20 protein-coding genes and 2 tRNA genes are annotated in these 26,926 nt (G+C 72.0%); 17 read left to right on the forward strand and 5 right to left on the reverse strand.

The genetic code is table 11. The annotated features are described in order from the left end of the window. Positions 1–40: 40 nt before the first annotated feature. Positions 41–460: a hypothetical protein gene (locus MTQ12_RS12025; protein ID WP_247618795.1), complete on the reverse strand. Its 420-nt coding sequence runs from the start codon at positions 458–460 to the stop codon at positions 41–43. A 58-nt stretch (positions 461–518) separates the two neighbouring features. Between MTQ12_RS12025 and MTQ12_RS12030 the strand changes: the two genes are divergently transcribed. From MTQ12_RS12030 to pth, 5 genes are all read left to right on the forward strand, one after another. Next, positions 519–590 (forward strand) — tRNA-Gln (locus MTQ12_RS12030). 56 nt (positions 591–646) lie between these two features. Further along, positions 647–2,104 carry a bifunctional UDP-N-acetylglucosamine diphosphorylase/glucosamine-1-phosphate N-acetyltransferase GlmU gene (glmU, locus tag MTQ12_RS12035; protein WP_137319143.1) on the forward strand — a complete coding sequence of 486 codons (1,458 nt, stop codon included), beginning with the start codon at positions 647–649 and terminating at the stop codon, positions 2,102–2,104. Continuing rightward, positions 2,105–3,076: a ribose-phosphate diphosphokinase gene (locus tag MTQ12_RS12040; RefSeq protein WP_137319144.1), complete on the forward strand. Its 972-nt coding sequence runs from the start codon at positions 2,105–2,107 to the stop codon at positions 3,074–3,076. Positions 3,077–3,395: 319 nt separating this feature from the next. Then, on the forward strand, positions 3,396–4,085 hold the full coding sequence (locus MTQ12_RS12045; protein ID WP_137319145.1) for a 50S ribosomal protein L25/general stress protein Ctc: 690 nt from the start codon (positions 3,396–3,398) through the stop codon (positions 4,083–4,085). A gap of 228 nt (positions 4,086–4,313) precedes the next feature. Then, positions 4,314–4,919, forward strand: coding sequence for an aminoacyl-tRNA hydrolase (pth, locus tag MTQ12_RS12050; RefSeq protein WP_247618796.1), 606 nt, complete (start codon positions 4,314–4,316; stop codon positions 4,917–4,919). A gap of 81 nt (positions 4,920–5,000) precedes the next feature. Here the strand turns inward: pth and MTQ12_RS12055 are convergent, their stop codons facing one another. Continuing rightward, positions 5,001–5,693 carry a rhomboid family intramembrane serine protease gene (locus MTQ12_RS12055; RefSeq protein ID WP_137319147.1) on the reverse strand — a complete coding sequence of 231 codons (693 nt, stop codon included), beginning with the start codon at positions 5,691–5,693 and terminating at the stop codon, positions 5,001–5,003. Between the two features lie 144 nt (positions 5,694–5,837). Here MTQ12_RS12055 and mfd point away from each other — a divergent pair, with 144 nt between their 5' ends. The 10 genes from mfd (at position 5,838) to MTQ12_RS12105 (ending at position 18,111) form a co-directional block, all read left to right on the forward strand. Next, positions 5,838–9,464 (forward strand): transcription-repair coupling factor, encoded by a 3,627-nt coding sequence (mfd, locus tag MTQ12_RS12060; protein WP_247618797.1) that lies wholly within the window; start codon positions 5,838–5,840, stop codon positions 9,462–9,464. Position 9,465: 1 nt separating this feature from the next. Continuing rightward, on the forward strand, positions 9,466–10,347 hold the full coding sequence (locus MTQ12_RS12065) for a MazG nucleotide pyrophosphohydrolase domain-containing protein (RefSeq protein ID WP_247618798.1): 882 nt from the start codon (positions 9,466–9,468) through the stop codon (positions 10,345–10,347). After that, positions 10,344–11,147 carry a tyrosine-protein phosphatase gene (locus MTQ12_RS12070; RefSeq protein ID WP_247618799.1) on the forward strand — a complete coding sequence of 268 codons (804 nt, stop codon included), beginning with the start codon at positions 10,344–10,346 and terminating at the stop codon, positions 11,145–11,147. Before MTQ12_RS12065 ends, MTQ12_RS12070 begins: the two co-directional genes overlap by 4 nt. Before the next feature lie 81 nt (positions 11,148–11,228). After that, positions 11,229–12,509: a phosphopyruvate hydratase gene (gene eno, locus MTQ12_RS12075; RefSeq protein ID WP_247618800.1), complete on the forward strand. Its 1,281-nt coding sequence runs from the start codon at positions 11,229–11,231 to the stop codon at positions 12,507–12,509. A gap of 182 nt (positions 12,510–12,691) precedes the next feature. Further along, a complete protein-coding gene (locus MTQ12_RS12080; protein ID WP_247618801.1) occupies positions 12,692–13,333 on the forward strand; it encodes a septum formation initiator family protein in 642 nt (213 codons plus the stop codon). After that, on the forward strand, positions 13,330–13,827 hold the full coding sequence (locus MTQ12_RS12085) for a DUF501 domain-containing protein (RefSeq protein WP_137319153.1): 498 nt from the start codon (positions 13,330–13,332) through the stop codon (positions 13,825–13,827). Before MTQ12_RS12080 ends, MTQ12_RS12085 begins: the two co-directional genes overlap by 4 nt. Before the next feature lie 107 nt (positions 13,828–13,934). Then, positions 13,935–14,891 (forward strand): Ppx/GppA phosphatase family protein, encoded by a 957-nt coding sequence (locus tag MTQ12_RS12090; RefSeq protein WP_247618802.1) that lies wholly within the window; start codon positions 13,935–13,937, stop codon positions 14,889–14,891. A gap of 1 nt (position 14,892) precedes the next feature. Further along, entirely contained in the window at positions 14,893–16,449 is a 1,557-nt protein-coding gene (locus MTQ12_RS12095; RefSeq protein WP_247618803.1) for a S8 family serine peptidase, read from the forward strand. Between the two features lie 32 nt (positions 16,450–16,481). After that, positions 16,482–17,855: an FAD-dependent oxidoreductase gene (locus MTQ12_RS12100; RefSeq protein ID WP_247618804.1), complete on the forward strand. Its 1,374-nt coding sequence runs from the start codon at positions 16,482–16,484 to the stop codon at positions 17,853–17,855. A gap of 182 nt (positions 17,856–18,037) precedes the next feature. Continuing rightward, a tRNA-Leu gene (locus tag MTQ12_RS12105) sits at positions 18,038–18,111 on the forward strand. A 127-nt stretch (positions 18,112–18,238) separates the two neighbouring features. Here the strand turns inward: MTQ12_RS12105 and MTQ12_RS12110 are convergent. Beyond that, on the reverse strand, positions 18,239–19,009 hold the full coding sequence (locus MTQ12_RS12110) for an SGNH/GDSL hydrolase family protein (protein ID WP_247618805.1): 771 nt from the start codon (positions 19,007–19,009) through the stop codon (positions 18,239–18,241). A 225-nt stretch (positions 19,010–19,234) separates the two neighbouring features. Between MTQ12_RS12110 and ppk2 the strand changes: the two genes are divergently transcribed. Beyond that, positions 19,235–20,137 (forward strand): polyphosphate kinase 2, encoded by a 903-nt coding sequence (gene ppk2, locus MTQ12_RS12115; RefSeq protein ID WP_247618806.1) that lies wholly within the window; start codon positions 19,235–19,237, stop codon positions 20,135–20,137. Positions 20,138–20,330: 193 nt separating this feature from the next. Here ppk2 and MTQ12_RS12120 read toward each other — a convergent pair whose 3' ends face one another. Further along, positions 20,331–21,482: a TIGR01906 family membrane protein gene (locus MTQ12_RS12120; protein ID WP_247618807.1), complete on the reverse strand. Its 1,152-nt coding sequence runs from the start codon at positions 21,480–21,482 to the stop codon at positions 20,331–20,333. A gap of 72 nt (positions 21,483–21,554) precedes the next feature. Then, complete coding sequence (locus MTQ12_RS12125) at positions 21,555–22,481, reverse strand: AEC family transporter (RefSeq protein ID WP_247618808.1); 927 nt, start codon at positions 22,479–22,481, stop codon at positions 21,555–21,557. Between the two features lie 228 nt (positions 22,482–22,709). Between MTQ12_RS12125 and hrpA the strand changes: the two genes are divergently transcribed. Further along, positions 22,710–26,861, forward strand: a complete 4,152-nt coding sequence (hrpA, locus tag MTQ12_RS12130) for an ATP-dependent RNA helicase HrpA (protein WP_247618809.1) — start codon at positions 22,710–22,712, stop codon at positions 26,859–26,861. Positions 26,862–26,926: the final 65 nt, after the last annotated feature.

Here is a 26,926-nt window from a genome sequence, read left to right on the forward strand (position 1 = left end):
GGACGGGCGATCGGGCAGGACCCGTCCACCGGGCGAGGGATCAGACGAAGACGGCGACGGCGGTGGCGATCACCGCGGCGCCGAAGGTCAGGTGCGCCATCGCGGCCGAGGGGTGCACGACCGGGGCCGGCGGTGCGGTGTCGCCGGCGTAGCCGTCGGTGCGGGCCGGGGCGCCGGCGCCGGCGCGGGCCGCCTTCTCCTTGCGGGCGCCGATGAACGCGAAGACGGCGACGAGGATCGCGAGGACGAGCTTGATGCCGATCTTCATGTGGTTGATCTCCACGCCGTCGGTGAATTCGAGGACGGTGACGAGGAGCAGCCCGGTGACGAGCTGGAGGTAGGCGCCGTGGAGCATTCCGGACACGACTCGCGGCGCGCGCAGATTGGCGAAGTACGAGCCGATGATGATCGCCATGCCGAGCAGGTGGATGAAGACGAGAAGATCGCGAAGAATTTCCATAGGATCAACCTTAGTGGCAATAATGGTGGCTCCCGGCACGGGGTCGTCGCTGTGCCGATCCGCCTTGGTGTAATGGCAGCACGCCGGCCTTTGGAGCCGTGCAGTCTAGGTTCGAGTCCTAGAGGCGGAGCGACGTCCGGCAGGCCGGTCGCCACCGTAATTCTCTGTGCAGAGGAGCCCTCTTCCATGACTCAGCACCGCCCCGCAGCGGTCATCGTCCTCGCCGCCGGCGAGGGCACCCGGATGAAGTCCGCGACGCCCAAGGTCATCCACCCGATCGGGGGGCGGTCCCTCCTCCACCACGCCATCAACGCCGCCGCCGGCACCGCCCCGGAGCACCTCGTCGTCGTGCTCCGCCACGCCCGCGACCAGGTGGCCGAGCACGTGGCCGGGATCGCCGAGGTCATCGACCGCACCGTGCTCGTCGCCGACCAGGACGACATCCCGGGCACCGGCCGGGCTACCGAGTGCGCGCTGACCCAGCTGCCCGACGACCTCACCGGCACCGTCGTCGTGACCTACGGCGACGTCCCGCTGCTCACCGCGCACACGCTGAGCACGCTCGTCGAGCACCACGAGGAGCACCGCGGCGCCGTCACTGTGCTCTCCGCGCAGGTCGCCCGCCCCCGCGGCTACGGGCGGATCGTGCGCGACGCCGCCGGCGACCTCGAGCGGATCGTCGAGGAGAAGGACGCCGACGAGCAGCAGAAGCGCATCACCGAGATCAACTCCGGCATCTACGCCTTCGACGCCGCCGTGCTGCGTGAGTCGCTCGCGCAGGTCGGGACCGACAATGCGCAGGGCGAGAAGTACCTCACCGACGTCATCCAGATCGCCCGCGGCTCCGGCGCCCGGGTCGCCGCGCTCACCACCGAGGACGTGTGGCAGGTCGAAGGCGCGAACGACCGCGTGCAGCTCGCCCAGCTCGGCCGCGAGCTCAACCGGCGCATCGTCGAGGACTGGATGCGCGCCGGGGTCACCGTCATCGACCCCGACACCACGTGGATCGACTCCGACGTCACGCTCGCCTCCGATGTCACCCTGCTGCCCGGGGTGCAGCTCCACGGCGCCACCGACATCGCCTCGCACGCGGTGATCGGCCCGGACACCACGCTCACCGACACCGAGGTCGGAGCCGGCGCGCAGATCGTGCGCACCCACGGCCAGCTCGCGGTGGTCGGGGCCGGTGCGACCGTCGGCCCGTTCGCCTACCTGCGCCCGGGCACCCTGCTCGGTGCCGAGGGCAAGATCGGCACCTTCGTGGAGACGAAGAACGCGCGGATCGGCACCGGCTCGAAGGTCCCGCACCTGAGCTACGTCGGCGATGCGACGATCGGGGAGTACTCGAACATCGGCGCCTCCTCGGTGTTCGTCAACTACGACGGGGTGGCCAAGCACCACACCACCGTGGGGTCGTACGTGCGGACCGGCTCCGACACGATGTTCGTCGCCCCGGTGACGGTGGGGGACGGCGCCTACTCCGGGGCCGGCACGGTGATCCGGAAGGATGTTCCCCCGGGTGCACTCGCCATGACCGTCGCGCCACAGCGTAATGTTGAGAACTGGGTCGTCGAACAGCGACCGGGCACGCCTGCGGCGCAGGCGGCCGAAGCAGCCGCACAGGCGAAGAAGGAGTCCGACTAAGTGAACTCGATCACCACCGCGGGGGAGAAGAAGCTCGTCCTCGTCACCGGCCGCGCCAACATGGAGCTCGCCGAGCAGGTCGCCGAATGCCTCGGCACCGAGCTGCTGCCCACCGACGTCTACAACTTCGCCAACGGCGAGATCTACGTCCGGTTCTCCGAGTCCGTGCGCGGCACCGACGTGTTCGTCATGCAGTCGCACTGCTCGCCGATCAACGACTGGCTCATGGAGCAGCTGCTCATGGTCGACGCGCTCAAGCGCGCCTCGGCCAAGCGGATCACCGTCATCGCCCCGTTCTTCCCCTACGCCCGGCAGGACAAGAAGCACCGCGGCCGCGAGCCGATCTCCGCCCGTCTCGTCGCGGACCTCTACAAGACCGCCGGCGCGGACCGCATCATCACCGTCGACCTCCACACCGCGCAGATCCAGGGGTTCTTCGACGGGCCGGTCGACCACCTCGTGGCGCTGCCGATCCTCGCCGACTACGTCAAGGCCAACCACCCCGGCGACCTCGCCGTGGTGTCCCCGGACGCCGGCCGGATCAAGGTCGCGGAGAACTGGTCGGCGAGCCTCGGTGGCGTGCCGCTCGCCTTCATCCACAAGACGCGCGACATCTCCCGGCCCAATTCGACCAAGGCGAACCGCGTGGTCGGCGAGGTCGAGGGCCGCACCGCAGTGCTCGTCGACGACATGATCGACACCGGCGGCACGATCGTCCAGGCCGCCGACGCCTGCATGGAGGCCGGGGCCACCGGCGTCGTCATCGTGTCGACCCACGCGGTGTTCTCCGGCCCGGCCGTCGAGCGCCTGCGGGACTCGGTGGCCAAGGAGGTCATCGTCACCAACACGCTGCCGCTGTCCGAGGACATGAAGTTCGACAAGCTCACCGTGCTCTCCATCGCCCCGCTGCTCGCGCGCGCCGTCCACGAGGTGTTCGAGGACGGCTCGGTCACCAGCCTGTTCAACATCTGAGGCCCGTCCACCGTCCGAACCGGGCCTGCCCGGCCCGGACCTCCCCGCGGGGAGCCGCACCCGAGGCGCCCACCGGCCACCGAGCCGGCGGGTGCCTCGGCGTCGGTGGGACGGCACGGGAGTGCGGTCCGGAGGGCGCCGGCGGGCGACGAGTGGCGGCGGCGGCCCGGGAGGGACTACACTGGACGGGTTGCCTCGGCGAGGGAGGCCGGTTCCCCGGCACTCCGTTATCGACGCGGTCTTCACGTGACGGCTCGCTGAGTCGGCACCACGAGGATTGTTCGCCGTGGTGCCCACACCACTCACGAAGGAGCTTCACATGGCAGTCGACGCCAAACTCATCGCCGAGCGCCGGACCGAATTCGGCAAGGGCGCAGCCCGCCGCATCCGCCGCACCGACCGGATCCCCGCGGTCCTCTACGGCCACGGCCAGGACCCCATCCACCTCACGCTCGAGGGCCACGCCACGATGATGGCGCTCAAGACCTCGAACGCGCTGCTCGAGATCGAGAACCCCGACGCGACGAAGAACGAGCTCGCGATCGCCCGCGAGGTCCAGGTCAACCCGGTGACCCGCCACATCGAGCACGTCGATCTCATCATCGTCAAGCGCGGCGAGAAGATCGAGGTCGACATCCCGATCCACGTCGACGGCGAGGCCGCGCCCGGCACCATCGTGTCGGTCGACAACCAGACCCTCCTGGTGTCCGCCGAGGCCACCCACATCCCCGAGTACTTCGAGGTCTCCGTCGAGGGCCGCGAGGTGGGCGACCACCTCTACGCCGCCGACGTCACCCTGCCCAAGGGTGTCGAGCTCATCGCCGACCCGGAGATGCTCATCGTCAACATCTCCGCCGAGCTCTCCGAGGAGCAGCTCGAGGCCGAGCTCGAGTCCGAGGCCGTGGACGAGGAGGTCGCAGCCGCGACCGGCGCCGAGTCCGACGAGGACGCCGAGGCCGGCACCGAGGACGCCGAGGGCGATTCCGACGAGGAGAAGTCCGAGGACTGATCCCCGCGCGTGTGCGGACGGCCCGGGTCGTCCGCACGCACCGCGCCCGAGTGTGGGGCGTTCAGGGGAGAGTGGTGGCCACGACGGTCGCACTCTCCACCGGACGCCCCACAGTCATGTCCGGCCGCGGTGCGGACGGGGAGCCGGCCGGCCGAGGTGCGGGCCGGTACAGTGGGGGCGGCGATCGACGCGCACGGAGCGCGTGCGAGCAGCGACGGAGGGAGAACGGTGGCCGGCGACACGTGGCTCATCATCGGGCTGGGGAACCCGGGGCGGCAGTACGCCCGGACCCGGCACAACATCGGCCACATGGCCGCCGATGCGCTCGCCGCGCGGATGGGCGCGAGCTTCACGAGCACCCGCGCCAAGGCGGTCGCCGCGACCGGTCGGCTCGGGATGCGCGGGGGAGTGCCCGGACCGCGCGCCGTCGTGATGAAGTCGCTGACCTACATGAACGTGTCCGGGCCGCCGGTGGCGCAGCTCGCGCAGTTCCATTCGATCGACCCGGAGCGGATCATCGCGATCCACGACGACGTCGACCTCCCGTTCGACTCGATCAAGCTCAAGCGCGGCGGCGGCGAGGGCGGCCACAACGGCCTGCGCTCGATGACGCAGTCGCTCGGCACCAAGGACTACCTGCGGGTGCGCGCCGGGGTGGGACGCCCGCCCGGCCGGATGGACACCGCCGACTACGTGCTCAAGCCCTTCATCGCCGCGGAGCTCACGACCCTGCCGATCCTCGTCGACGACCTCGCCGACGCCGTCGAGCTCCTCACCGCCGAGGGCCTCGAGGCCGCCCAGCAGCGCTTCCACGGCCGCAGCACTGCTGTCTGATCCGTCGAGCCGACCCGGCAGGGTGACCCGGCCGGCCCGCCGCGTGGGATGCGGGACGGAGCGCGGTGCTCTCCCGGACCGTCATTCGAGGCCGAGCTCGCGCAGACCGTAGGGGTCGTCGCGCCGTGCCTGCTGTGCCCGGCTCCGGGCGAGCCTGCGGTTGTCCCCGCGGCCCAGCCACACCGCGGCGAGTCCGCCGCCGACCGCCCCGAACAGGTGCGCCTGCCAGGAGATGCCGGGATAGAGCGGCAGCACCCCGGTGAGCATCGACGCCCCGAACACCATGACCACGACGACGGCGACGACGGCGTACCCGATCCGGTGCGCCATCGACCGCACGACGAAGGCGCGGACGAGCAGGTATCCGAAGTACCCGAACACGAGCACCGAGGCGCCCACCGTCACCGTGCCGGGCAAGTTGACGAGCCAGGTGCCGACCCCGCCGACGAGCGCGATGAGCGCGGTGACGAGCCAGAACCGGCGCGCTCCCTCGGCCGCGACGAGCAGCCCGAGGACGAGGAGCGGGACCGAGTTCGCGATGAGGTGGCCCCAGCCGGAGTGGAGGAGCGGCGCGAGGACGAGGCCGAAGGCGCTCGTCACGTCCCAGGAGCGGATGCCGTAGGTGTTGAAGGTGCCCGGCAGCACGAAATCGGCCGCGCGGATCACCCACATGAGGGCGAGGAGCGCGAGCGGGTGGACGAAGCGGGTCAGCGTCCGGCCGAGCTCGGCGGTCGGAGCGGAGGCGGGCGGGGACGAGGGCTGGAGCGGGCTCATGCGCCCAGTGTCCCAGAACCGCCTGAGCGTCGGATCGACAGGCACCCGGCCCTCCTGCGAGGGCCGGCGCGGAGCACACTCCGGACGACCGCCGCGGCCCCGCCCCGCGTGTGGCGCGCGCGTGCCGCGAGTAGACTGGAGCGCGTGCCTCTGACCGGAATCACCACCACCCTGCGCGCCCACCCGACCTTCGCCGACGCCGTCTCCGCGCTCGCCGACCCGAGCCACCGGGCCGGTACCATCAACGCCGTCAAGGGCCTGTGGCCGGCGCTCGTCGCCGACGCCGCGGCCGCCGGCACCGTGCTCGTCGTCACCGCCACCGGCCGCGAGGCCGAAGAGCTCGAGACCGCGCTCGCCGACCACCTGGCGCCCGACCGGGTGGCCGTGTTCCCGAGCTGGGAGACCCTGCCCCACGAGAAGCTCTCGCCGCGCTCCGACACCGTCGGCCGCCGCCTGTCCGTGCTGCGGCGGCTCGCCCACCCGCGCCCCGACGCGCCGCTGTCCGTGGTCATCGCTCCGGTCCGTGCGCTGCTCCAGCCGCTCGTCAAGGGACTCGGGGCGCTCACACCCGTCGAGCTCGCGACCGGTGACACCGTCGAGCTCTCCGCGCTCGCCGCGCAGCTGTCCGACCTCGCGTACTCGCGCGTGGACATGGTGTCCCGCCGCGGGGAGTACGCGGTGCGCGGCGGCATCCTCGACATCTTCCCGCCGACGGAGGACCACGCGCTGCGCCTCGAGTTCTTCGGCGACGAGATCGACGAGATCCGCCCCTTCGCCGTCGCCGACCAGCGCTCCCTGCCCGTCGCCGAGGGCGCCGAGTTCCGGCTCTGGGCCCCGCCCTGCCGCGAGGTGCTCCTGACCTCGGCGGTCCGCGAGCGGGCCCGCACGCTCATCCCGATCCTGCCCGCGGCCCGCGAGATGCTCGAGAAGATCGCCGACGGCATCGCGGTCGAGGGCATGGAGTCGCTCGCCCCCGTGCTCGCCGACGGCATGGAGCCGCTCATCGCCTGCCTGCCGGAGCACACCCGGATCGTCGTCACCTCCCCGGAGAAGGTCACCGCACGCGCCGAGGACCTCGTCGCCACGACGGCGGAGTTCCTCGCCGCCGCCTGGACCGGCGCCTCGGGCGGGGGCGAGGCACCGATCGACCTGTCCGCGGCGAGCTTCCGCACGCTCGCACAGACCCGCGAGGCCGCCGCCGCGATCGGCCTGCCGTGGTGGGAGGTCGGCGGGTTCGCCGTCGACTCCGAGCTCGTCGGCGACTCCGAGGTCGTCATCGACATCGACGCCCGCGCCCCGCGCGGCTACTCCGGCGAGGTCGAGGCGATCCTCGCCGACGTCCGCGCTCTCACCCACGCGTCCTGGCAGGTCTACGTCCTCACCGAGGGCAAGGGGCCCGGGACCCGGCTCGTCGAGGTGTTCACCGAGGCCGAGGTGCCCGCCGCCTTCGCCGACGACCTCGCCGCCCCCGGCACCCCGGGCACGGTGACGGTGACGACTGCCGCGGCGTACGGCGGCTACGTCATCGAGTCGGAGAAGCTCGCCGTGCTCACCGAGGCCGACGTGCTCGGCCGGGCGGCGGCCGCCTCGACGAAGGACATGCGCCGCCTGCCGGCCCGCCGCCGGCGCAACCAGGTCGACCCGCTCGACCTCAGCCCCGGGGACTTCGTCGTCCACGAGCAGCACGGCGTCGGCCGCTTCGTCGAGCTCGTGCAGCGCACCTCGGGCCGCGGGGAGGCCGCCCGCACCCGCGAGTACCTCGTCATCGAGTACGCGCCGTCCAAGCGCGGCCAGCCCGGGGACCGCCTCTACGTGCCCTCGGACTCCCTCGACCAGGTCACCCGCTACGTCGGCGGGGAGAGCCCGAGCGTCAACAAGATGGGCGGCTCGGACTGGTCGAAGACGAAGGCCCGCGCCCGCAAGGCGGTCAAGGAGATCGCCGGCGAGCTCATCCGCCTCTACTCCGCCCGCCGCGCCACCCGCGGCTTCGCGTTCTCCGGGGACTCTCCCTGGCAGCAGGAGCTCGAGGACGCCTTCCACTACGTCGAGACCCCCGACCAGCTCACGACGATCGACGAGGTCAAGGCCGACATGGAGAAGGAGATCCCGATGGATCGCCTGATCTGCGGCGACGTGGGTTACGGCAAGACCGAGGTCGCGGTGCGCGCGGCGTTCAAGGCGATCCAGGACGGCAAGCAGGTCGCCGTCCTCGTGCCGACCACGCTGCTCGTCCAGCAGCACCTCGGGACCTTCGGCGAGCGCTACTCCGGCTTCCCCGTGAGCGTCGGGGCGCTGTCGCGCTTCCAGACCTCGGCGGAGAGCCAGAAGGTCAAGGACGACCTCGCCGCCGGCACCCTCGACGTCGTCATCGGCACCCACCGGCTGCTCTCCGGCGAGGTCCGGTTCAAGGACCTCGGCCTCGTCATCATCGACGAGGAGCAGCGGTTCGGCGTCGAGCACAAGGAGACCCTCAAGGCGCTGCGGACGAACGTCGACGTGCTCGCGATGAGCGCCACCCCGATCCCGCGCACCCTCGAGATGGCCGTCACCGGGATCCGCGAGATGTCGACGCTGGCGACCCCGCCGGAGGAGCGCCACCCCGTCCTCACCTATGTGGGCCGCTACGAGGACCGGCAGGTCACCGCCGCGATCCGGCGCGAGCTGCTGCGCGAGGGCCAGGTGTTCTACATCCACAACCGGGTGCAGGACATCGAGCGGGTCGCCGGCCACCTCGCCGAGCTCGTGCCCGAGGCGCGGATCGCCGTGGCCCACGGCAAGATGAGCGAGGCGCGCCTCGAGCAGGTCATCGTCGACTTCTGGGAGAAGCGCTTCGACGTGCTCGTGTGCACGACGATCGTCGAGACCGGGATCGACATCGCGAACGCGAACACCCTCATCGTCGACCGCGCCGAGCGGATGGGGCTGTCCCAGCTCCACCAGCTGCGCGGCCGGGTGGGCCGCGGCCGCGAGCGCGCCTACGCCTACTTCCTCTACCCGCCCGACCACATGCTCACCGAGACCGCGCACGACCGGCTGCAGACGCTCGCCTCGCACACCGAGCTCGGCGCGGGCATGCAGGTGGCGATGAAGGACCTTGAGATCCGCGGTGCGGGCAACCTGCTCGGCGGCCAGCAGTCCGGGCACATCGAGGGTGTGGGCTTCGACCTCTACGTCCGGCTCGTCGGCGAGGCGGTCGCGAACTTCCGCGGCGACGGGCCCGTCGAGGAGCCGGAGATGCGCGTCGAGCTGCCGATCGACGCCCACCTGCCCACCGACTACGTCTCCCACGAGCGGCTCCGGCTCGAGGCCTATCGCAAGCTCGCCGCCGCGGCGAAGGAGGAGGAGATCGCCGAGGTGCTCGCCGAGCTCACCGACCGCTACGGTCCCTACCCGGCCTCCGTCGAGGTGCTCGCCGACATCGCGCGGCTGCGGATCCGCGCGCGGGCGTCCGGGGTCGCCGAGATCGTGGCGCAGGGGAACTTCATCCGCTTCGCCCCCGTCGAGCTCGCCGACTCCCAGCTCGTCCGCCTCAAGCGCCTCCACCCGAAGTCGCTCGTCAAGCCTGCGATCCGCTCGATCCTCGTGCCCAAGCCGCAGGCCGGCACCGGGTTCGACAAGCGGGACATGACCGACACCGAGCTCATCGGCTGGGTCACCGGCTTCCTCGACCAGATCCTCCCCGCCCCGGACCCGGCGCCCGCCCCGGATGCGGCCGAGGTGCCCGCCGGGACCGCCGAGGCGTCTGCCGGGACCTCCGCCGGGTCGGCCTGACATGGAGTGGGAGCGGCCGGACACGAGCACCCTCGCACCCGCCGAGGTCATGGCCTACATCCGCGCCCGCTGCCCGTGGGCGGCCGCCCACACGCACACGAGCCTGCAGAAGTACCTGCTCGAGGAGACCCACGAGCTCATCGCCGCGCTCGACGCGCACGCGGCCGCCGGGACCCCGGTGACCCGGGCCGAGGTCGTCGCGGAGCTCGGCGACGTCCTCTACCAGGTGCTGTTCCACGCTGCCCTGCTCGATGCCGCGGACGGTGACGATGACGGCGGTGAGGCGGACGGTGACGGCGGCGGGGACAGCGACGGCGCTGCGGGCGACCTTCCCCCGGCGACCGCGCTCCGCGGGGAGCCGGCCGCACCCCGTGCGATCGACGAGGTCGTCGCCGGGCTGACCGCCAAGCTCATCCGCCGCCATCCCCACGTCTTCGACTCCGACGGCCCCGTCGATCTCCGGGAGGTCGAGCGCCGCTACGAGGCGGTCAAGGCCGCCGAGCGCGCCGCGGCCGGCGCAGCGGGGGAGCAGCCTGCGCACCCTACCCCGGGTCCCGGGGCAGTGCCCCCGGCAGGGGCGGCGACGAGCGATCGGGCGGAGCAGGCGCGCGCCTCGTTCGCCTCGGTCCCGGTGACCCTGCCCGCGCTGACCCGCGCCCAATCCGTGCTCGGCCGCATCGACCGCCTCGAGCTGCCCGTGCCGGACGCTCCGGGCGCTCAGGTCGAGGCCGCCGCGATCGGTGCCGAGCTGTTCGACCTCGCCGTGCGCGCCCAGGCCGCCGGCATCGATGCCGAGGCCGCGCTGCGTGGGGTAACCTCCGAGGTGGAAGCGGCGGCGATCCGCGCTGCCGCCCGGGAGCCCCGGGGAGGAGAGCGCCCATGACGCACACCACCGAACCCGCGCTGTCGACGGCGCAGGCCTCCGCACGCATCCCCGTGCCGGGCACCTTCAACTTCCGCGATCTCGGCGGCCACCTCACCCCCGACGGACCCGTGGCCACGGGCCGTCTGTTCCGCTCCGACGGGCTGGCCCACCTCACCCCCGACTCCCACCGGATGATCGACGCGCTCGGCATCCGCTCCGTCATCGACCTGCGCGAGACCAAGGAGTCCGCCTCCGCCCCGGACGCCCTCGGTGCACCGGTGCGCCCGGCGGGCCCTGCGCTCGACCACATCCGGCTCCCGCTGTTCGGCGACCGCTACTACCCGCTCGAGGCCGACCACCCCGAGCGGCTGCAGCTGCCCGACCACTCCCTGCCGACGATCTACGCGGCCGTGGTCGAGAACTGCGGGGAGCGCATCGCCGACACGATCCGGCTGCTCGCCGACGCCTCGGCTCCGGTCCTCTTCCACTGCTCGGCCGGCAAGGACCGGACCGGGATCGTCTCCGCCTTCGTCCTCACCCTGCTCGGGGTGGACCGGGCGGACGTGCTCGACGACTACCAGGCCACCGAGCGCTACCTCGGCGCGGAGTTCCTCGAAGCGATCAGCCGCAACTTCGCGCAGGCCGGGATCGTCGCGAACCTCTCCCACACCGCCACCCAGGCGCCGCGGGAGTACATGGCGGACCTGCTCGCGCGCGTCGACGCCGAGCACGGCTCCGTCGAGTCCTATCTCACCGGCCACGGGCTCGCACCGGCGGAGATCCACCGGCTGCGCGAGGTCTGTCTGACCCACGGGTGAGCCGCGGTCTCCGGCCTGCACTAGGGTGGGCCGTGGTGGAGTTCTCCGCCGTCGAACTGTGAACGCGACAGAGGAGCAGGCATGGCCGAAATTCTTGCAGCCAATGCACGAGAGATTCTTGATTCCCGCGGCAACCCCACCGTCGAGGTGGAGGTGCTGCTCGAGGACGGCTCGGTCGGCCGGGCCGGAGTGCCGTCGGGCGCATCGACCGGTGAGTACGAGGCCGTCGAGCTGCGGGACGGCGATCCCGAGCGCTACCTCGGCAAGGGCGTGCAGGGCGCGATCGACGCCGTGCTCGACGAGATCAACGACGCGATCGCCGGCATCGAGGCCGACGACCAGCGCCTCGTCGACCAGGTGATGATCGACCTCGACGGGACCGACAACAAGTCCCGACTCGGCGCCAACGCGATCCTCGGCGCCTCGCTCGCTGTGGCCCGGGCCGCCGCGATGTCCGCCGACCTGCCCCTCTACCGGTACCTCGGCGGGCCCAACGCCCACGTCATGCCGGTGCCGATGATGAACATCCTCAACGGCGGCTCCCACGCGGACTCGAACGTCGACATCCAGGAGTTCATGATCGCCCCGATCGGAGCGGCGACCTTCCGCGAGGCCCTCCAGTGGGGTGCCGAGGTCTACCACGCGCTCAAGGCCGTGCTCAAGAAGCGCGGACTGTCCACCGGGCTCGGCGACGAGGGCGGCTTCGCCCCCAACCTCGACTCCAACGCCGAAGCCCTCGACCTCATCATCGAGGCGATCGAGAACGCCGGCCGCCGCCCGGGCAAGGACATCGCGCTCGCCGTCGACGTCGCCTCGAGCGAGTTCTGCGAGAACGGCACCTACACCTTCGAGGGCGGGGCGAAGACCGCCGCGGAGATGACCGCCTACTACGCCGAGCTCGTCGAGAAGTACCCGCTCGTGTCGATCGAGGACCCGCTCGACGAGAACGACTGGGACGGCTGGATCGGACTCACCGACGAGCTCGGCGACGCCGTGCAGATCGTCGGCGACGACCTCTTCGTCACCAACCCGGAGCGCCTGCAGCGCGGCATCGAATCGGGTGCCGCGAACTCGCTGCTCGTCAAGGTCAACCAGATCGGCTCGCTCACCGAGACCTTCGATGCGGTGTCGCTCGCGCAGACCCACCAGTACACCGCAATGATCTCCCACCGCTCGGGCGAGACCGAGGACACGACGATCGCCGACCTCGCCGTCGCGACGAACGCCGGGCAGATCAAGACCGGTGCGCCGGCCCGTTCCGAGCGCGTTGCGAAGTACAACCAGCTGCTGCGGATCGAGGAGCAGCTCGGCGACGCCGCGCGGTACGCCGGGCGTGCGGCGTTCCCGCGCTTCCGCGCCTGAGCACGGGTCCGATCGCTCGGCCCGGGTGAGTTCGCCCGGATGAGCCGGAGACGGGTCCGGGCCCGCTGAGCAGGGCCGATCCGTGCGGACACACCGGGGTCAATCCCCGTCGGGGAAGGGAAGGCAGGGCACACTGGGTGTGTCGCGCCTTCCCTTCCCCTATGTGCGATTCCCGAGGTGTCATGAGCAAGCAGCGCAGGCGAGCCAGGTCGAGACCGGCCTCTGCCGCGCCCCCGCGCAGCCGCACCGGCACCTTCCGCAGCACCCGCCCCGCCGCCGTCGCGGCCGCCGATCCCGAATCGGTCGACGTCACCGCGGCCGGCCGGCGGATCTCCCTGCGCAGCCTCATGCTCATCGCCGTCGCGGTGGTGCTCGTGCTGATGTTCGCCCCGAGCATCAGCACCGGGATCCGCCAGTGGCAGCAGATCTCCGCGCTGGAGAAGGACATCGCGACCACCGGCGAGGAGGTCGAGCAGCTCAAGGACAAGCAGGAGCAGCTCCACGACCCGCGCTACATCGAGCGGGTGGCGCGGGAGGAGCAGTTCTACGTCAAGCCGGGGGAGGACGCCTACATCGTCGTCGACGACACCGTCGGCGACACCACCGCGGAAGGCGCCTCGACCGACGCCTCCGGCGACCGCGTCGACCGTCCCGTCCGGTCCCAGCCCTGGTACATCGAGCTCCTCGACTCCCTGAAATCCGTGGGCTACGCGACCAAGGAATCCGCCCCGCCGGAGGAGACCGAGCGCGGGAGCGGCGACGAGGAGCGGGACGCGGCCGCCGCGCGACACAGCACCGAGACCGGAACCGAGGACAGCCGATGATCACCCCGTGCACCACTGCCGACACCGCCACGATCCGCGAGCAGCTCGGCCGGATGCCGCGCGGCGTCGTGGGAGTCGCCGCCCGGTCGGCGGCCGGCGAGCCGCTCGTCGTAGCCACCGCGCCGCGCCTCGAGGACGGCACGCCGTTCCCCACCACCTACTACCTCACCCACCCGGACTACGTCGCCGAGTGCTCGCGCCTCGAGGCCTCCGGGGTGATGGCCGAGTGGACCGCCGAGGTCGCCGCGGACGAGGACCTCGCCGCCGCCTACCGGGCCGCCCACCGCGCCTACCTCGCCGCTCGCTCGCGGATCGGGAAGGATGCCGGGCTCGCCGAGGTCGAGGAGATCAGCGACTTCTCCGCCGGCGGCATGCCCACCCGCGTCAAGTGCCTCCATGCGCTCGTCGGCCACGCGCTCGCCGCCGGCCGCGGCGTCAACCCGATCGGCGACCGCGCCCTCGACCTCCTCGAGGGCGTGCCGAAGCCCGCCTGAACCCGCCCGGACGCCGCACGCGGCACGGGCCGGCGGCACCCGCGCCGCCTGCATCCGCAGGCCCCCGCCCGGCTCGGACCGGACGCCGACTGTCCTAGAGTGAAGCCATGACACGTGTAGCCGCCTACGACTGCGGAACCAACTCCCTGCGCCTCCTCGTCGCCGACATCACCGGCGACCGGATCACCGAGCTCGCCCGGGAGACGACCATCGTGCGCCTCGGCCAGGGCATCGACGCGACCGGCGAGTTCGCGCCCGAGGCGCTCGCGCGGACCTTCGCCGCGTGCGAGGAGTACGCCGCGATCGTCGGACCGCTGGCCCCGGAGGCGCAGCGCTTCGTCGCCACCTCCGCCAGCCGCGACGCCGGCAATCGGGAGGAGTTCTTTACCGGGGTGCGCGAGCGCCTCGGCCTCGATGCCGAGGTCATCACCGGCCGGGAGGAGGCCGAGCTGTCCTACCTCGGCGCGGTGTCGGGAGTCGCGGACGCCTCGACCACGGCGCCCTACCTCGTCATGGACCTCGGCGGGGGATCGACCGAGCTCGTCCTCGGCACCGACTCCGTCGAGCAGGCCTTCAGCATGGACATCGGCTCGGTGCGCCTCACCGAGCGCCACCTCCGCTCCGACCCGCCCACGGAGGGCGAGGTCGCAGCCGCGCTCGCCGACATCGACGCCGCGTTCGCCGAGGCCGAGCAGCACGTCGACGTGTCCCGCGCCCGGACCTTCGTCGGCGTCGCCGGGACCATCACGACGATCACCGCTGCCGCTCTCGACCTCCCGGCCTACGACCGCGAGGCCATCCATGGAGCCGAGCTCACCGCCGAGCAGGCCGCGGACACGACGCAGCGGCTCCTCGGGATGACCAGCGAGGAGCGCGTCGGGCTGCCGTACATGCACCCGGGCCGTGCCGACGTCATGGGCGCCGGCGCCCTGATCTACGCCCGGCTGGTCGAGCGGATCGGGCAGCGCGTCCGGGACGCCGGCGGCGAGCTGCGGATCCTCACGAGCGAGACCGACATCCTCGACGGCATCGCGCTGGGCCGGGCGCGCGACGCCCAGGCCTGAGATGACGCGGGTTCCGGTGGGCGGCGCGCGGGCGCCTGACGCGGTGCGCGGTGCACTCGGCGGGGTGTGCGCGCTCGCGCTGCTCCTCGGGGGGCAGGTGCCTGCGCTCGCCGTCGCCGGCGAGGTGCCCGGTCAGCGTGCGGCGGCTCCCTTCGCGGCGTTCCTGGCCTCGGCCGCGGTGCCGTCTGCCGCCGCGATACCCACCTCGGTGGCCGCGCCCGGCACCGGGGTCGCGCCGCCGGAGACCGCGGTCGAGCCCGAGCCCGCACCGGGGGAGTCGGCTCCCGGCACCGCACCGGGCGGCGGGCCTGCGGCCGGCCCGGGCCAGTGGTTCATCGACGACTATGGCATCGACACCCTGTGGGAGCAGACCACCGGTGACGGGGTGAGCGTCGCCGTGATCGACTCCGGGGTCGACGACTCGCACGAGAACCTCACCGGCACCGTGCGCGACGCCCGCGACTTCAGCGGCTCGGGCACCGACGGCCGCACGCCGATCGGACCCGAGGCCAATCAGCACCACGGCACGGCGGTGGCCGGGGTCATCGCCGGCAACGGCGACGGGGCCGGGCCGACGGGGGTGGCCCCGGATGCGGAGATCCTGTCCGCCTCGATGTGGCTGGGCTCCGGCCTGCCCGAGGGCGCGAAGTCCTCCCGCGAGCAGGCCGTCGACGCGATCCGCTGGGCCGTGGACAGCGGTGCCTCGGTCATCAACATGTCGCTCGGCTGGGACGACCCGGCCTGGCCGGAGTCCTGGGACGAGGTCTTCGCCTACGCCTACAGCAAGGACGTCGTCATCGTCGCCTGCGTCGGCAACAGCTCACAGGGTGCGACCCAGGCATGGTCCCCGTCCACCGTCCCCGGGGTCGTCGGGGTCGGCGGCCTGGGCCAGGACGGTCAGGTGCGCCACCCCTCGACCGCGCCCGGCACCGCCGTGGACGTCATGGGCCCGGCCGAGGAGATCCCCGTCCCCTTCCACACCGGCGGCTACGCGCAGGCCGCCGGCTGCTCCTTCGCCGCCCCCGTGGTGTCCGGCGTCGTCGCACTGCTCCGCAGCGCGCACCCGGAGCTCAGCGCGGACGAGGTCGTCGCCGCGCTGGAATCGACGGCCACCGCGGTGCCCGGCCACGACGGGCGCAGCACTCCGGAGTCACCGGACCCGGTGATCGGCTGGGGGAGGATCCAGCCGGTGTCCGCCCTCGAGTCCGGACCGCCCGCCGAGGTGCCCGTCGCGGCCGAGGAGCTCGCCTCCTGGGTGCATATGCACCGGCAGGCACCTGCCGAGGACGATGCGGGTCTCTCCGCATCCGCAGGCGCGCCCGAATCGCAGGCCGCGACCGAACCCGGTGGTGCGCGGCCCGCGGCCCGCACCCCCGTGCTCGGACCGGTCGTGCTCATCACCGGGGGCGTAACCGCCCTCGTGCTCGCCGCGCTCGCCCTCGTCCGGGCCCGCCGCGCCGCCCGGGCGACAGCCCCCGTGGAGTCCGCGGACGGCCCGGCAGACGATCCCGGGGATGGCCCTGCAGACGGCCCCGGGGAGGGCCGTGGAACCCGGTAGTGAAAGTTTTCACAAAGCGTTAGCATGAGGACATGGCTTTGATCAGAAACAGCAAACTGCGTCCTCGTATCCTCATCGTCGGCGGCGGCTCCGTGGGCCTGCTCGCTGCTCAGCACCTGCTCAAGAACCTGGGCCGGGGAGAGGCGACGGTCACCGTCGTCGACCCGAACCCGTACATGACCTACCAGCCGTTCCTCCCGGAGGTCGCCGGCGGCAACATCGAGCCGCGCCACGCCGTCGTGCCGCTGCGCCGCAACCTCAAGGGCGCGGAGGTCATCACCGGGGCCGTCACCCGCATCGACCACGCTGCGAAGTTCGTCGTCGTCGAGCCCGAGGGCGATGAGCCGTTCGAGCTCGACTACGACCAGATCGTGCTCGCCGCCGGCTCCGTCGCCCGCACCCTGCCGATCCCGGGTGTGGCCGAGGAGGCCATCGGCCTCAAGCGCATCGAAGAGGCCGTCGCGCTGCGCGACCACGTCCTCAACCGCATCGGCGAGGCGTCCCTCATGGAGAACGACGAGCAGCGCCGCCGCGCCCTGACCTTCGTCTTCGTCGGCGGCGGCTTCGCCGGCATCGAGGCGCTCGCCGAGCTCGAGGACCTCGCCCGCTCCGCCGTGGGCCTGTACGAGACCCTCACCGAGGCCGACCTCCGCTTCGTCCTCGTCGAGGCGATGGGTCGCGTCATGCCCGAGGTCGGGGAGGCCCAGGCCCGCTGGGTCGTCGATCACCTGCGCGAGCGCGGCATCGACGTCTACCTCGAGACCTTCCTCCAGGACTGCACCGACAAGCACTGCAAGCTCTCCAACGGCGAGGAGTTCGACGCCGACACCATCGTGTGGAGCGCCGGCGTCAAGGCCAACCCGGTCCTCGTCGACTCGGACCTGCCGATCGACGATCGCGGCCGCGTGACCGTGCGCGCCGACCTCCGGGTCGAGGGCGAAGAGGGCGTCGTCGACGGCGCCTGGGCGGCCGGCGACAACGCCGCCGTCCCGGATCTGTCCGGTGGGGGAGTCGGCGGCTTCTGCGTGCCGAACGCGCAGCACGCCGTGCGCCAGGCCCCGGTCCTCGCCGCGAACCTGCTCGCCGCGCTGCGCGGGGAGACCGAGTTCCAGCAGTACTTCCACAAGACCATCGGCTCCGTGGCGGGTCTCGGCCCGTACAAGGGCGTGTCGCAGATGGGCAACTTCGAGGCACGCGGCCTGCTCGCGTGGCTCATGCACCGCGGCTACCACGGCTACGCTATCCCGACCGTGGACCGCAAGGCCCGTGTGTTCGGCAACTGGGCGCTCAACCTCGTCTTCGGACGCGACTCGATGCCGCTCAAGGATCTCGACGTGCCGCGCAAGGCCTTCGTCGAGGCCGCGCACTCGAAGCCGGCTCCCAAGAAGGAGCCCGCGAAGGCCTGATCACCCCGGCCTGCCGGTCCATGTGACCGACACCGCCGCGCCCCGCCTCGGACTCCGAGGCGGGGCGCGGTGCGTCTGCGCTGCGGTGGTGCGGGTCGACGGAGGGTGCGACTCGTAATCGCATCCCTGTGTAGGCTGAGATCACCGGCTCCGCGCGGTGGTGATGCACAGCCGGAGCCTGCGCCCTCGTAGCCCAATCGGCAGAGGCAGCCGACTTAAAATCGGTTCAGTGCGGGTTCGAGTCCCGCCGGGGGCACCCGTTTCATGAGTCGCGTCCTCACCCTCCGGGCTCGGGCGGTGAGCCCCCAGCCGAGGAGGGCCGCCGCGGCGAGCATGATGATGTCGCAGGCCACGGCGATGGACTGCGGGGTGCCGGCGTGTGCTCAGTCCTGCGGGCCTCCGCAGTCGGGGAACGCCGGGCCGCTCGGTTCGTGGGCGGAGTACGCGGCGAGGAATGCACCGGCGATGATCGAGTAGCCCTCGGCGTTGGGATGCAGGCCGTCGGAGAGCGTGTCCACGGTGCCGCGGAGCGGATAGTCGAGGTCGAGGTACTCGACCGCGTGCGCCTCGGCCGCGGTCCGGATCTCATCCCCGAGCTCGTCGAGCCGCTCGGCAGGGACGTCGTCGCGGTGGAACGGCGAGGTGGCGACGATCGGGGTGTCGGGCAGCGCATCGCGCAGGCCTCCCAGGGTCCTGGCGATCGCGGCCCGCTGGTCGGAGTCGGCGGAGTTCGCCGCCGTCGACACGACGACGATGTCCGGTTCCGCCCCGATCGCCTCCGGGACCCGGTCGACGTAGGCCGTGTTCGGGCGGACCCGATTGCTCACCGCGTAGCTCGAGCCGCTGACCGCGATATTGACCTCGCTCCATCCCTGCTGCCGGGCGACGATCGTCGACCAGCGCTCCGACTCGGTGTCGACGCCCGCGCCGACGGTGAACGAATCGCCCATGAACACGGCGGTGGGCTCGCTGAGGCAGCCGTGCGCGGCGGTCGGGTCGCCGCTCGGCGCGCCCTCCGCGGGGCCGTCGGCCTGGCGCGGGGCACCGGTGCAGGCGGTGAGGAGGAGCGCGGCGAGCCCGGCGACGGCGAGGCGGGTGCCACAGACCGACTGTCGGGCGGTGCGGTGATGGGCGGTGCGGGGACGAGGTGCCACCGGACTCCTTCGGGGTGCAGGCGGTGTGCCGGGCCGTTCACGATCGTACCGGCGGTCTCGGTGCCGGGCCCACCTGCCCCGGTGACGCGGGTTCGACCGGCGGCGGGCGCCTCGGGAGCGGCCGTCCGGGGGAATGACAGGACCGGGATGTTCACACTGCGGCGGTTCACTCGCAGTTCACATGCGGGTGAATAGACTGGGAGCACGGCCATTCGAAGGAGAATCATGCATCCTCACCAGCGCGAGAACCTGCGCGAGTACATCGACAAGCTGCGGCTCGAGGGGTACACGGTCCGGGAGGGGCACACTGCGGACCCCGACCTCATCGACCCGGGCGGCAAGGCCGTGGAGACCTGGCGCGAAGGCTACCCGTACGACGAGCGGCTCGATCGCGAATCCTACGAGATGGAGAAGTACAAGCTCCAGATCGAACTGCTGAAGTTCCAGTACTGGGGTCAGGACAACGGCCTGCGCCACGTGCTCCTGTTCGAGGGGCGCGACGCGGCCGGCAAGGGCGGCACGATCAAGCGCTTCACCGAGCACCTCAACCCGCGTGCGGCTCGCGTCGTGGCGCTCAACAAGCCCTCGGACCGCGAGCAGGGCCAGTGGTACTTCCAGCGCTACGTCCAGCACCTGCCCACGGTGGGCGAGATCGTGCTGTTCGACCGCTCCTGGTACAACCGCGGCAACGTCGAGCACGTCATGGGGTTCTGCTCCGACGAGGAGTACGAGACCTTCATGCGTCAGGCCCCGGTGTTCGAGCAGATGCTTCTGGACTCCGGCATCCACGTGACGAAGTTCTGGTTCTCCGTCACCCAGCACGAGCAGCGCACGCGGTTCGCGATCCGCCAGCTCGACCCGGTGCGGCAGTGGAAGCTCTCGCCGATGGACCTCGAGTCCCTCGACAAGTGGGAGGAGTACACGGCGGCGAAGGAGGCGACCTTCCTCCGCACGGACACCGACTACGCGCCGTGGGTGACGATCAAGTCGAACGACAAGAAGCGCGCCCGCCTCAATGCGATGCGCTACTTCCTCAACCAGTTCGAGTACGACGGCCGCGACGACTCGGTGGTCTACCCGGCCGACGAGAAGCTCGTGCAGCGCGGACGCGACGCCGTCGGCGACTGACACGCAGGGCCTCGCACGGGCAGATCCTGTCCGACTGCGCGGTATCCGAAGAACGACGCGCAATTGCGCGCTTCGTCTCGGATACCGCGCAGTTCGCGTGTGGGGTGAGAGAGAATGGGGCCGGGTGACAGGGGAAAGCCACCCGACCCCACGTGTGTGTCGGCCTGCGCTCGGCCCGCGCCGCGGCCTGGGCTCAGACGGTCTCGGTGCGCTTCGCCTCGGTGCGCTCGGCCTTGCGGGCCTTCCGGCGCGCGCCCGCGCCCATGAAGCTCAGGATCAGGGGGATCAGGGCGCCGAGCAGGATGATGACGCCGACCGCGATCCCTGCATCGATCCAGAACGGGGCGGGGAACAGGCGGATGAGCGCGTCGTCGAGGTAGAACTGCCACGTCCCCTGATCGAAGAACAGGGTGTGGAAGCCGGTGAAGAACCGGTCCCAGCCGAGCACCGCGAGGACCGCGAGCGCGGTGGCGGCGACGAACGTGAGGACGGCGCCCCAGCGGATGCCGTGGCGCAGGCCCGGGCCGGTGCGGCGGGACAGGTAGAGCGCGAACACGACGCCGACGACCGCGGCGATGACGCCGACGAGGTAGAGCAGCTGGACGAGCGCCTTGACGTCGGCCATGTGCGTGATCTCCTCGGCCGCGAATACCGGCACCCCGTTGGGCAGGACGACATCGGCGAGGTAGCGGCTCGAGTCGAGGTTGTTGAGGTAGTCGACGGCATAGGAGCCGTAGTGGAGCCGGTCGTCGGAGGTGAAGCCGTAGTCGTCGACCGGGAACCCGGGACGGTAGAAGTACTCGAACTTGAGGAACAGGCCGGAGGCGACTGCGCGCACCGCGATCGCGGCGAGGACGAACGGCATCGCGAGCGTGATCCAGATCGTGCCGATGACGTCGAGCGCACCGAATCGGCCGGTGCCGGGCACGTCGACCTCGCGCGAGCGGTCTCCGCGGACATCCGCAGTGCCCTTCCGGCCGGCCTTCCCGGTCTTCCCGGTCTCCCCGGCACCGCTCGTGCCCGCCGCCGAGGCGCCTGCGCCGGCTGCTGTGCCGCCGCCGAGGATCGCCCACTCCTCATCGGAGAGCAGCGCCGGCTTCCCGGAGCCCGCGCCCGTGTCGGCACTTGCCCGAGCAGGCTTCGCCGCGGTGTCGGTGCCGGCCGAGCGTGCCGGGGTCTCCCGGGTGGGGCCGGGGTCGTCGTGGAAGGTGTCGAAGGCCTGGGTGTCCTCGAGATGCGAACCGGAGGCCCGGTCGTCGGCCGCCGGGGCGCGGGACGGTTCGGTCCCGGAGCTCAGGCGGCGCGAGAGCAGGTCATCGGAGTTCTTCGGGTCATCGGTAGCCACCCCACCATTGTTCGTCCCCGGCCCGGCCGCGCGGCGGACCGACACGCACTAGCGCCGAACTCGGGGCGCCGCTCAGCCACCGAGGAGCACCGCGACGACGATCATCGTCGGCACGGACAGCACCGTGGTGATGAACACCGCGTCGCGGGCCAGCCGCTCGGCCTGGTTGTACTGCATCGCGTAGATGTAGACGTTCTGCGCCGTCGGCAGCGCGGAGGTCACGACGATGCCGAGCAGGTCGAGCCCGGAGTATCCGAGCAGCGGACCGCCGATCGCCCAGGCGATCGTCGGCTGGGCGAGAAGCTTGAGCACGGTGATGAGGGTGAGCTGGCGGCGCGAGCCGGGCGCCGGCAGCGTCCAGCCGTCCTTGAGGGAGATCCCGAACGCGAGCAGCGCCCCGGGCACCGCGATCGCCCCGAGCATCCCGAGCGGCTCGTGGATCACTCCGGGCAGCCGCACGCCGGCGACCGAGCACACGACGCCCACAGCGGCACCGATGACGATCGGGTTGCGGAGCACGACGACGATCGCCTTCCACCACTCCCGGGTCGCACCCGGCCGGGTCGCGTCGAGCAGCGCCATGCTCACCGGACCGAGCACGACGAGCTGGAACAGGAGCACCGGTGCGACGTAGCTCAGATCGCCGAGCACATAGGTGGCGATCGGGATGCCGAGGTTGCCGATGTTGACGTAGCCGATCGACATCGCGCTGATCGTCGACTCCCCGAGCGAGCGCCTCCGCCACCACTTCGTCACGATGAAGCCGAGCACCGCGAGGAGCACCGCCGAACCGCCCGTCGCCAGCAACGCGGAGGAGAAGATCATCCCGACATCGGTCTCGGCGAGGGTGACGTAGAGGAGCGCGGGGGTCGCGGCGTAGAACACGAGCTTGGCGATGACCTGCTGCCCGGACGGCCCGAGCACCCCGCTGCGGCCGAGGAGCAGGCCGGTGAGCACGACGACGGTGATGACGCCGAAGCCCTCGAGCACTCCGATCACCGCTGCCTCCTTCTCGCTCCGCGCCCGGTCCCGCGCACGGGCCAGCCGGCCCGCCCGTGCGCCTCGGCCCACCTGCGTGCCGCGACCCAGCCTAGACCCGCAGCCGCGGAGGCGAGCGGCCGACCGCACTGCGGGCACGGTGCACGGCCGCGGCGCAGTGCCCGCCACCCGTGCCTGCAGCCCGTGCTCGCCGCCGGCACCTCGCGTCCCGGTAGTCTGGGAGCCGTCATGACCGAGAACCGATCGTCCCGCCCCGCCCGCCGCCGCGGCTCCCGCTCCCGGGGCCGCGGCCACCAGGAGAACGACCGCGGCCGCCGCGGCCCGCGCGAGAACCGCCGCAGCGCTGCCCTGCGCACCGCGCGCCAGGGCTTCGCCCCGCACATCACCTATCCGCCGCAGCTGCCGGTGAGCGAGCACCGCGACACCATCGCCGCGGCGATCCGTGACAATCAGGTCGTCATCATCGCCGGTGAGACCGGCTCGGGGAAGACGACGCAGATCCCCAAGATCTGCCTCGAACTCGGCTACGGCATCGACGGGATGATCGGCCACACCCAGCCGCGCCGGATCGCCGCCCGCGCGGTCGCCGCCCGCCTCGCCGAGGAGCTCGACGCGGAGCTCGGCGGGGGCATCGGCTACCAGGTGCGCTTCACCTCGCAGGTCGCCGACAGCACCCGGGTCAAGGTCATGACCGACGGCATCCTCCTCGCCGAGCTCCAGCACGATCGCCGGCTGTCGGCCTACGAGGTCATCATCATCGACGAGGCGCACGAGCGCAGCCTCAACATCGACTTCCTCCTCGGCTCCCTCGCCCGGCTCCTCAAGGAGCGCCCGGACCTCAAGGTGATCATCACCTCGGCGACGATCGACCCGGAGTCCTTCGCCGCCCACTTCGACGACGCCCCGATCATCCGCGTCTCCGGCCGCACCTACCCCGTCGAGGTCCGTTACCGCCCGCTTACCGACGACACCGCGGCATCCGACGACGACGCCGACGGCCCGGGTGCCGACGGCGACTACGAGGCCGGGGCGGCGGACCAGACCGAGGGGATCCTCGCCGCGGTCGACGAGCTCCTCGCCGAACCCCCCGGCGACATCCTCGTGTTCCTGTCCGGCGAGCGGGAGATCCGCGACACCGCCGAGGCGCTCGGCAGCCACCTCGCGCGCCGTCCGCGCACCCAGCACTGGGAGGTCATCCCGCTGTTCTCCCGGCTGTCGTCCGCGGAGCAGCAGCGGGTGTTCGCCGCCCACCGGAACCCGCGCATCGTCCTTGCCACGAACGTCGCGGAGACCTCGCTCACCGTGCCCGGCATCAAGTACGTCATCGACGTCGGCACCGCCCGGATCTCCCGCTACTCCAACCGCACCAAGGTCCAGCGCCTGCCGATCGAGCGGATCTCGCAGGCGAGCGCGAACCAGCGGATGGGCCGCTGCGGGCGCACGAGCGACGGCATCTGCATCCGGCTCTATTCGGCCGACGACTTCGCCTCCCGCCCCGAGTACACCGATCCGGAGATCCTGCGGACCAACCTGGCCAGCGTCATCCTCCAGATGTGCTCTCTCGGGTTCGCCCGCACCGAGGCCGACATCACCGGCTTCCCCTTCCTCACCCCGCCCGACCCCCGCGCGGTGCGCGACGGCCGGATGCTCCTCGGCGAGCTCGGCGCGCTGCGTCACGACGGGGACGCGATCCGGCTCACCGGGATCGGCCGGAAGCTCGCCCGGCTGCCGATCGATCCCCGGCTGGCGCGGATGCTGCTCGCCGGGGCCGAGGCGGGATGCGGCGGGGAGGTCGCCGTCATCGTCGCCGGGCTCTCCATCCAGGACCCGCGCGAGCGCCCCACCGAGGTGCGCGCCGAGGCCGATGCGCTCCACGCCCGCTTCCGCGACGAGGCGAGCGACTTCCTCTCCCTGCTCACCCTGTGGAACCATCTCCAGGACTCCGCGGCGACCCTGTCGTCCTCGAAGTTCCGCCGGCTCTGCAAGGCGGAGTTCATCAACTTCGTCCGGGTGCGCGAATGGCAGGATCTCGTGAGCCAGCTCCGCTCGCTGCTCGGTGGGGCCGGCGTCCACATCGAGCGCTCCCGGTGGCGCCCCCTCGAGGAGGAGGAATCCGGTGCCGCCGGGGCGGTCGGTGCGCCTGCCGGGGACGCCGGCGGCGGACGGCGCGGCGCTCAGCAGGGTTGCAAGGCCCAGCGCGGTGGGAAGCCCCGGGGCCCTTATGACGACGAAGCGGTGCAGATCCACCGTGCGCTGCTCACCGGCCTGCTGTCGATGATCGGCGTGCGCACCGAGACCGGGCGCGGCGACCGGGCGGGCGGACGCTCCGGGCGCGGTGAGCGCGGCGGACCGGGCCGCGAGTACCAGGGTGCGCGCGGCACCCGGTTCGCGATCTTCCCCGGCTCCGGCCTCAGCCGGTCACGGCCGGAAGTCGTCGTGGCCGCCGAGCTCGTCGAGACCTCGCGGCTGTGGGCGCGCACCGTCGCCGTCGTCGAACCCGAATGGATCATCGAGGCCGCCGGACCGCTCGCGCTGCGCCGGCACAGCGAACCCCACTGGTCGCAGCGCAGCGGTTCGGCGATGGCCTACGAGACGGTGACGCTCTACGGGGTGACCCTGAGCAGCGACCAGCGGGTGGGCTACGGGAAGATCGATCCGGTCGTGTCCCGCGAGCTGTTCATCCGCCACGCGCTCATCGACGGCGAATGGCGGGAGAGCCACGCCTTCCTCCGCCGCAACGCCGCCGCGATCGCCGAGGCCGAGGAGCTCGCCTCCCGGGTCCGCAACCGACGCCTGCTCGCCGAGGACGAGGTGCTCTTCGACTTCTACGACGCCCGCCTGCCGGAGACCGTGGTATCCGGCGCCCACTTCAACTCCTGGTGGAAGACGGTCCGGCAGGACCAGCCCGAGCTCCTCGACATCCCGGTCGAGGCGCTGCTGAGCGACGACTCCGCCCAGCTGTCCTCCCGGGCCGCCGCCGACTTCCCTCTCGAATGGCCCCTGCCCGACGGCACCGCCGCCCGGCTGCGCTACGCCTACGACCCCGGCTCGACGTCCGACGGGGTGACCGTCGAGATCCCCGCCGACGCCCTCGAGACCGCCGATGCCGACGCCTTCACCTGGCAGGTGCCCGGCCTGCGCCACGAGCTCGTCACCGCGCTCATCCGCTCCCTGCCCAAGGCCAAGCGCCGCTACTTCGTGCCCGCCCCCGACGTCGCCTCCGAGGTCCTCGCCGGCCTCACCCCGTACGAGGGCCGGCTGCCCGAGGTGCTCGCTGCGTCGCTCACCGCCCGCGCCGGGGGAGGGGAGCTCACCGACCTCGTGCCGATCACCGTCACCGCCGACGACTTCGACCGCACCCGGATCCCGCCCCACCTCGTCATGGAGTTCGCCGTCATGCGCGGGGACACGGCAGTGACCCGCGACCGGGACCTCGGCGCCCTGCGCACCGCGGTCCCCGCCCCGGCACCGGCAGCCCGCGCCACCAGAACCGGGTTCGCCGAGCGCACCGGGCTCACCGGCTGGACCTTCGGGGAGCTGCCGGGGCCGATCGAGCAGGGGTCGGTGACCCTCCACCCCGGCCTCCGCGACGACGGCGACGCGGTGACGCTCACCGTGTTCCGGGACGCAGACGAGGCGCGCCGGGAGACGCAGCGCGGCATCGTCCGACTCCTCGCCCTGCGCCAGACCGAGGCGCTCGCGCACGTCACCCGCGAGCTGCCCAATGCCGACAAGCTCGTGCTCGGCGCCCACCGGACCCCGGGCCACGATCCGCTGCAGGACGCGGTTCTCGCAGCGATCGCCGGACTGCCGGCAGTGCAGGAGGACGGTCCAGCGGTGCGGACGGAAGTCGAGTTCGAAGCGCTCGCCGTGCGGGTGAACGCAGAGATCATCGCCGCCCTCGAATCGACCGCGGCGCTCGTCGCGGAGATCCTGCGGCTCGGCGACACGCTCGACCGTGCGGTGACGAAGGCCTCCTCTCTGACGCTGCTCGCCAACCTCGCCGACGTCAAGGACCTGCGCGCCGACCTGCTCGCCGCCGGCTTCGTCTCAGCGACCCCGCCTGCGCAGCTGCGCCGCCTGCCGGTGTACCTCGCCGCCGCGCTGCACCGGGTGGAGAAGATGGGGGAGTCCGCCGGGCGCGACAAGCAGCTCATGGACCGCGTGCGCGCCGTCGAGGCGAGCGTGCGCACCAAGCTCACCCGGACCATCCGCCTGGAGCCCGCCCCGACCGCGCAGCTGAGCGCCCGGCTGGGGGAGGACTGGAACCGCGTGCTGTGGGACCTCCACGAGCTGCGGGTCTCCCTGTTCGCCCCGCACCTCGGCACCGCCCACACCGTGTCCGAGCAGCGCATCGCGAAGGCGCTCGCGAAGATCTGAGGACGCGCAGGCCTGCCGGTGAAGGGAAAGTCCCGCGATTCCTGCAATCTCCCGCGCACCCTGAC

This window comes from Brevibacterium sp. R8603A2 (genome assembly GCF_023072605.1).
In the GTDB taxonomy this organism is placed as follows: domain Bacteria; phylum Actinomycetota; class Actinomycetes; order Actinomycetales; family Brevibacteriaceae; genus Brevibacterium; species Brevibacterium pityocampae.

What these genes read in the sequence shown, in the direction of transcription:
- MTQ12_RS12025 (WP_247618795.1), bottom strand. Translation starts at nt 460, where the DNA reads ATGGAAATTCTTCGCGATCTTCTCGTCTTCATCCACCTGCTCGGCATG.
- glmU (WP_137319143.1), top strand. Translation starts at nt 647, where the DNA reads ATGACTCAGCACCGCCCCGCAGCGGTCATCGTCCTCGCCGCCGGCGAG.
- MTQ12_RS12045 (WP_137319145.1), top strand. Translation starts at nt 3,396, where the DNA reads ATGGCAGTCGACGCCAAACTCATCGCCGAGCGCCGGACCGAATTCGGC.
- MTQ12_RS12055 (WP_137319147.1), bottom strand. Translation starts at nt 5,693, where the DNA reads ATGAGCCCGCTCCAGCCCTCGTCCCCGCCCGCCTCCGCTCCGACCGCC.
- MTQ12_RS12065 (WP_247618798.1), top strand. Translation starts at nt 9,466, where the DNA reads ATGGAGTGGGAGCGGCCGGACACGAGCACCCTCGCACCCGCCGAGGTC.
- MTQ12_RS12070 (WP_247618799.1), top strand. Translation starts at nt 10,344, where the DNA reads ATGACGCACACCACCGAACCCGCGCTGTCGACGGCGCAGGCCTCCGCA.
- eno (WP_247618800.1), top strand. Translation starts at nt 11,229, where the DNA reads ATGGCCGAAATTCTTGCAGCCAATGCACGAGAGATTCTTGATTCCCGC.
- MTQ12_RS12080 (WP_247618801.1), top strand. Translation starts at nt 12,692, where the DNA reads ATGAGCAAGCAGCGCAGGCGAGCCAGGTCGAGACCGGCCTCTGCCGCG.
- MTQ12_RS12085 (WP_137319153.1), top strand. Translation starts at nt 13,330, where the DNA reads ATGATCACCCCGTGCACCACTGCCGACACCGCCACGATCCGCGAGCAG.
- MTQ12_RS12090 (WP_247618802.1), top strand. Translation starts at nt 13,935, where the DNA reads ATGACACGTGTAGCCGCCTACGACTGCGGAACCAACTCCCTGCGCCTC.
- MTQ12_RS12095 (WP_247618803.1), top strand. Translation starts at nt 14,893, where the DNA reads ATGACGCGGGTTCCGGTGGGCGGCGCGCGGGCGCCTGACGCGGTGCGC.
- MTQ12_RS12100 (WP_247618804.1), top strand. Translation starts at nt 16,482, where the DNA reads ATGGCTTTGATCAGAAACAGCAAACTGCGTCCTCGTATCCTCATCGTC.
- ppk2 (WP_247618806.1), top strand. Translation starts at nt 19,235, where the DNA reads ATGCATCCTCACCAGCGCGAGAACCTGCGCGAGTACATCGACAAGCTG.
- hrpA (WP_247618809.1), top strand. Translation starts at nt 22,710, where the DNA reads ATGACCGAGAACCGATCGTCCCGCCCCGCCCGCCGCCGCGGCTCCCGC.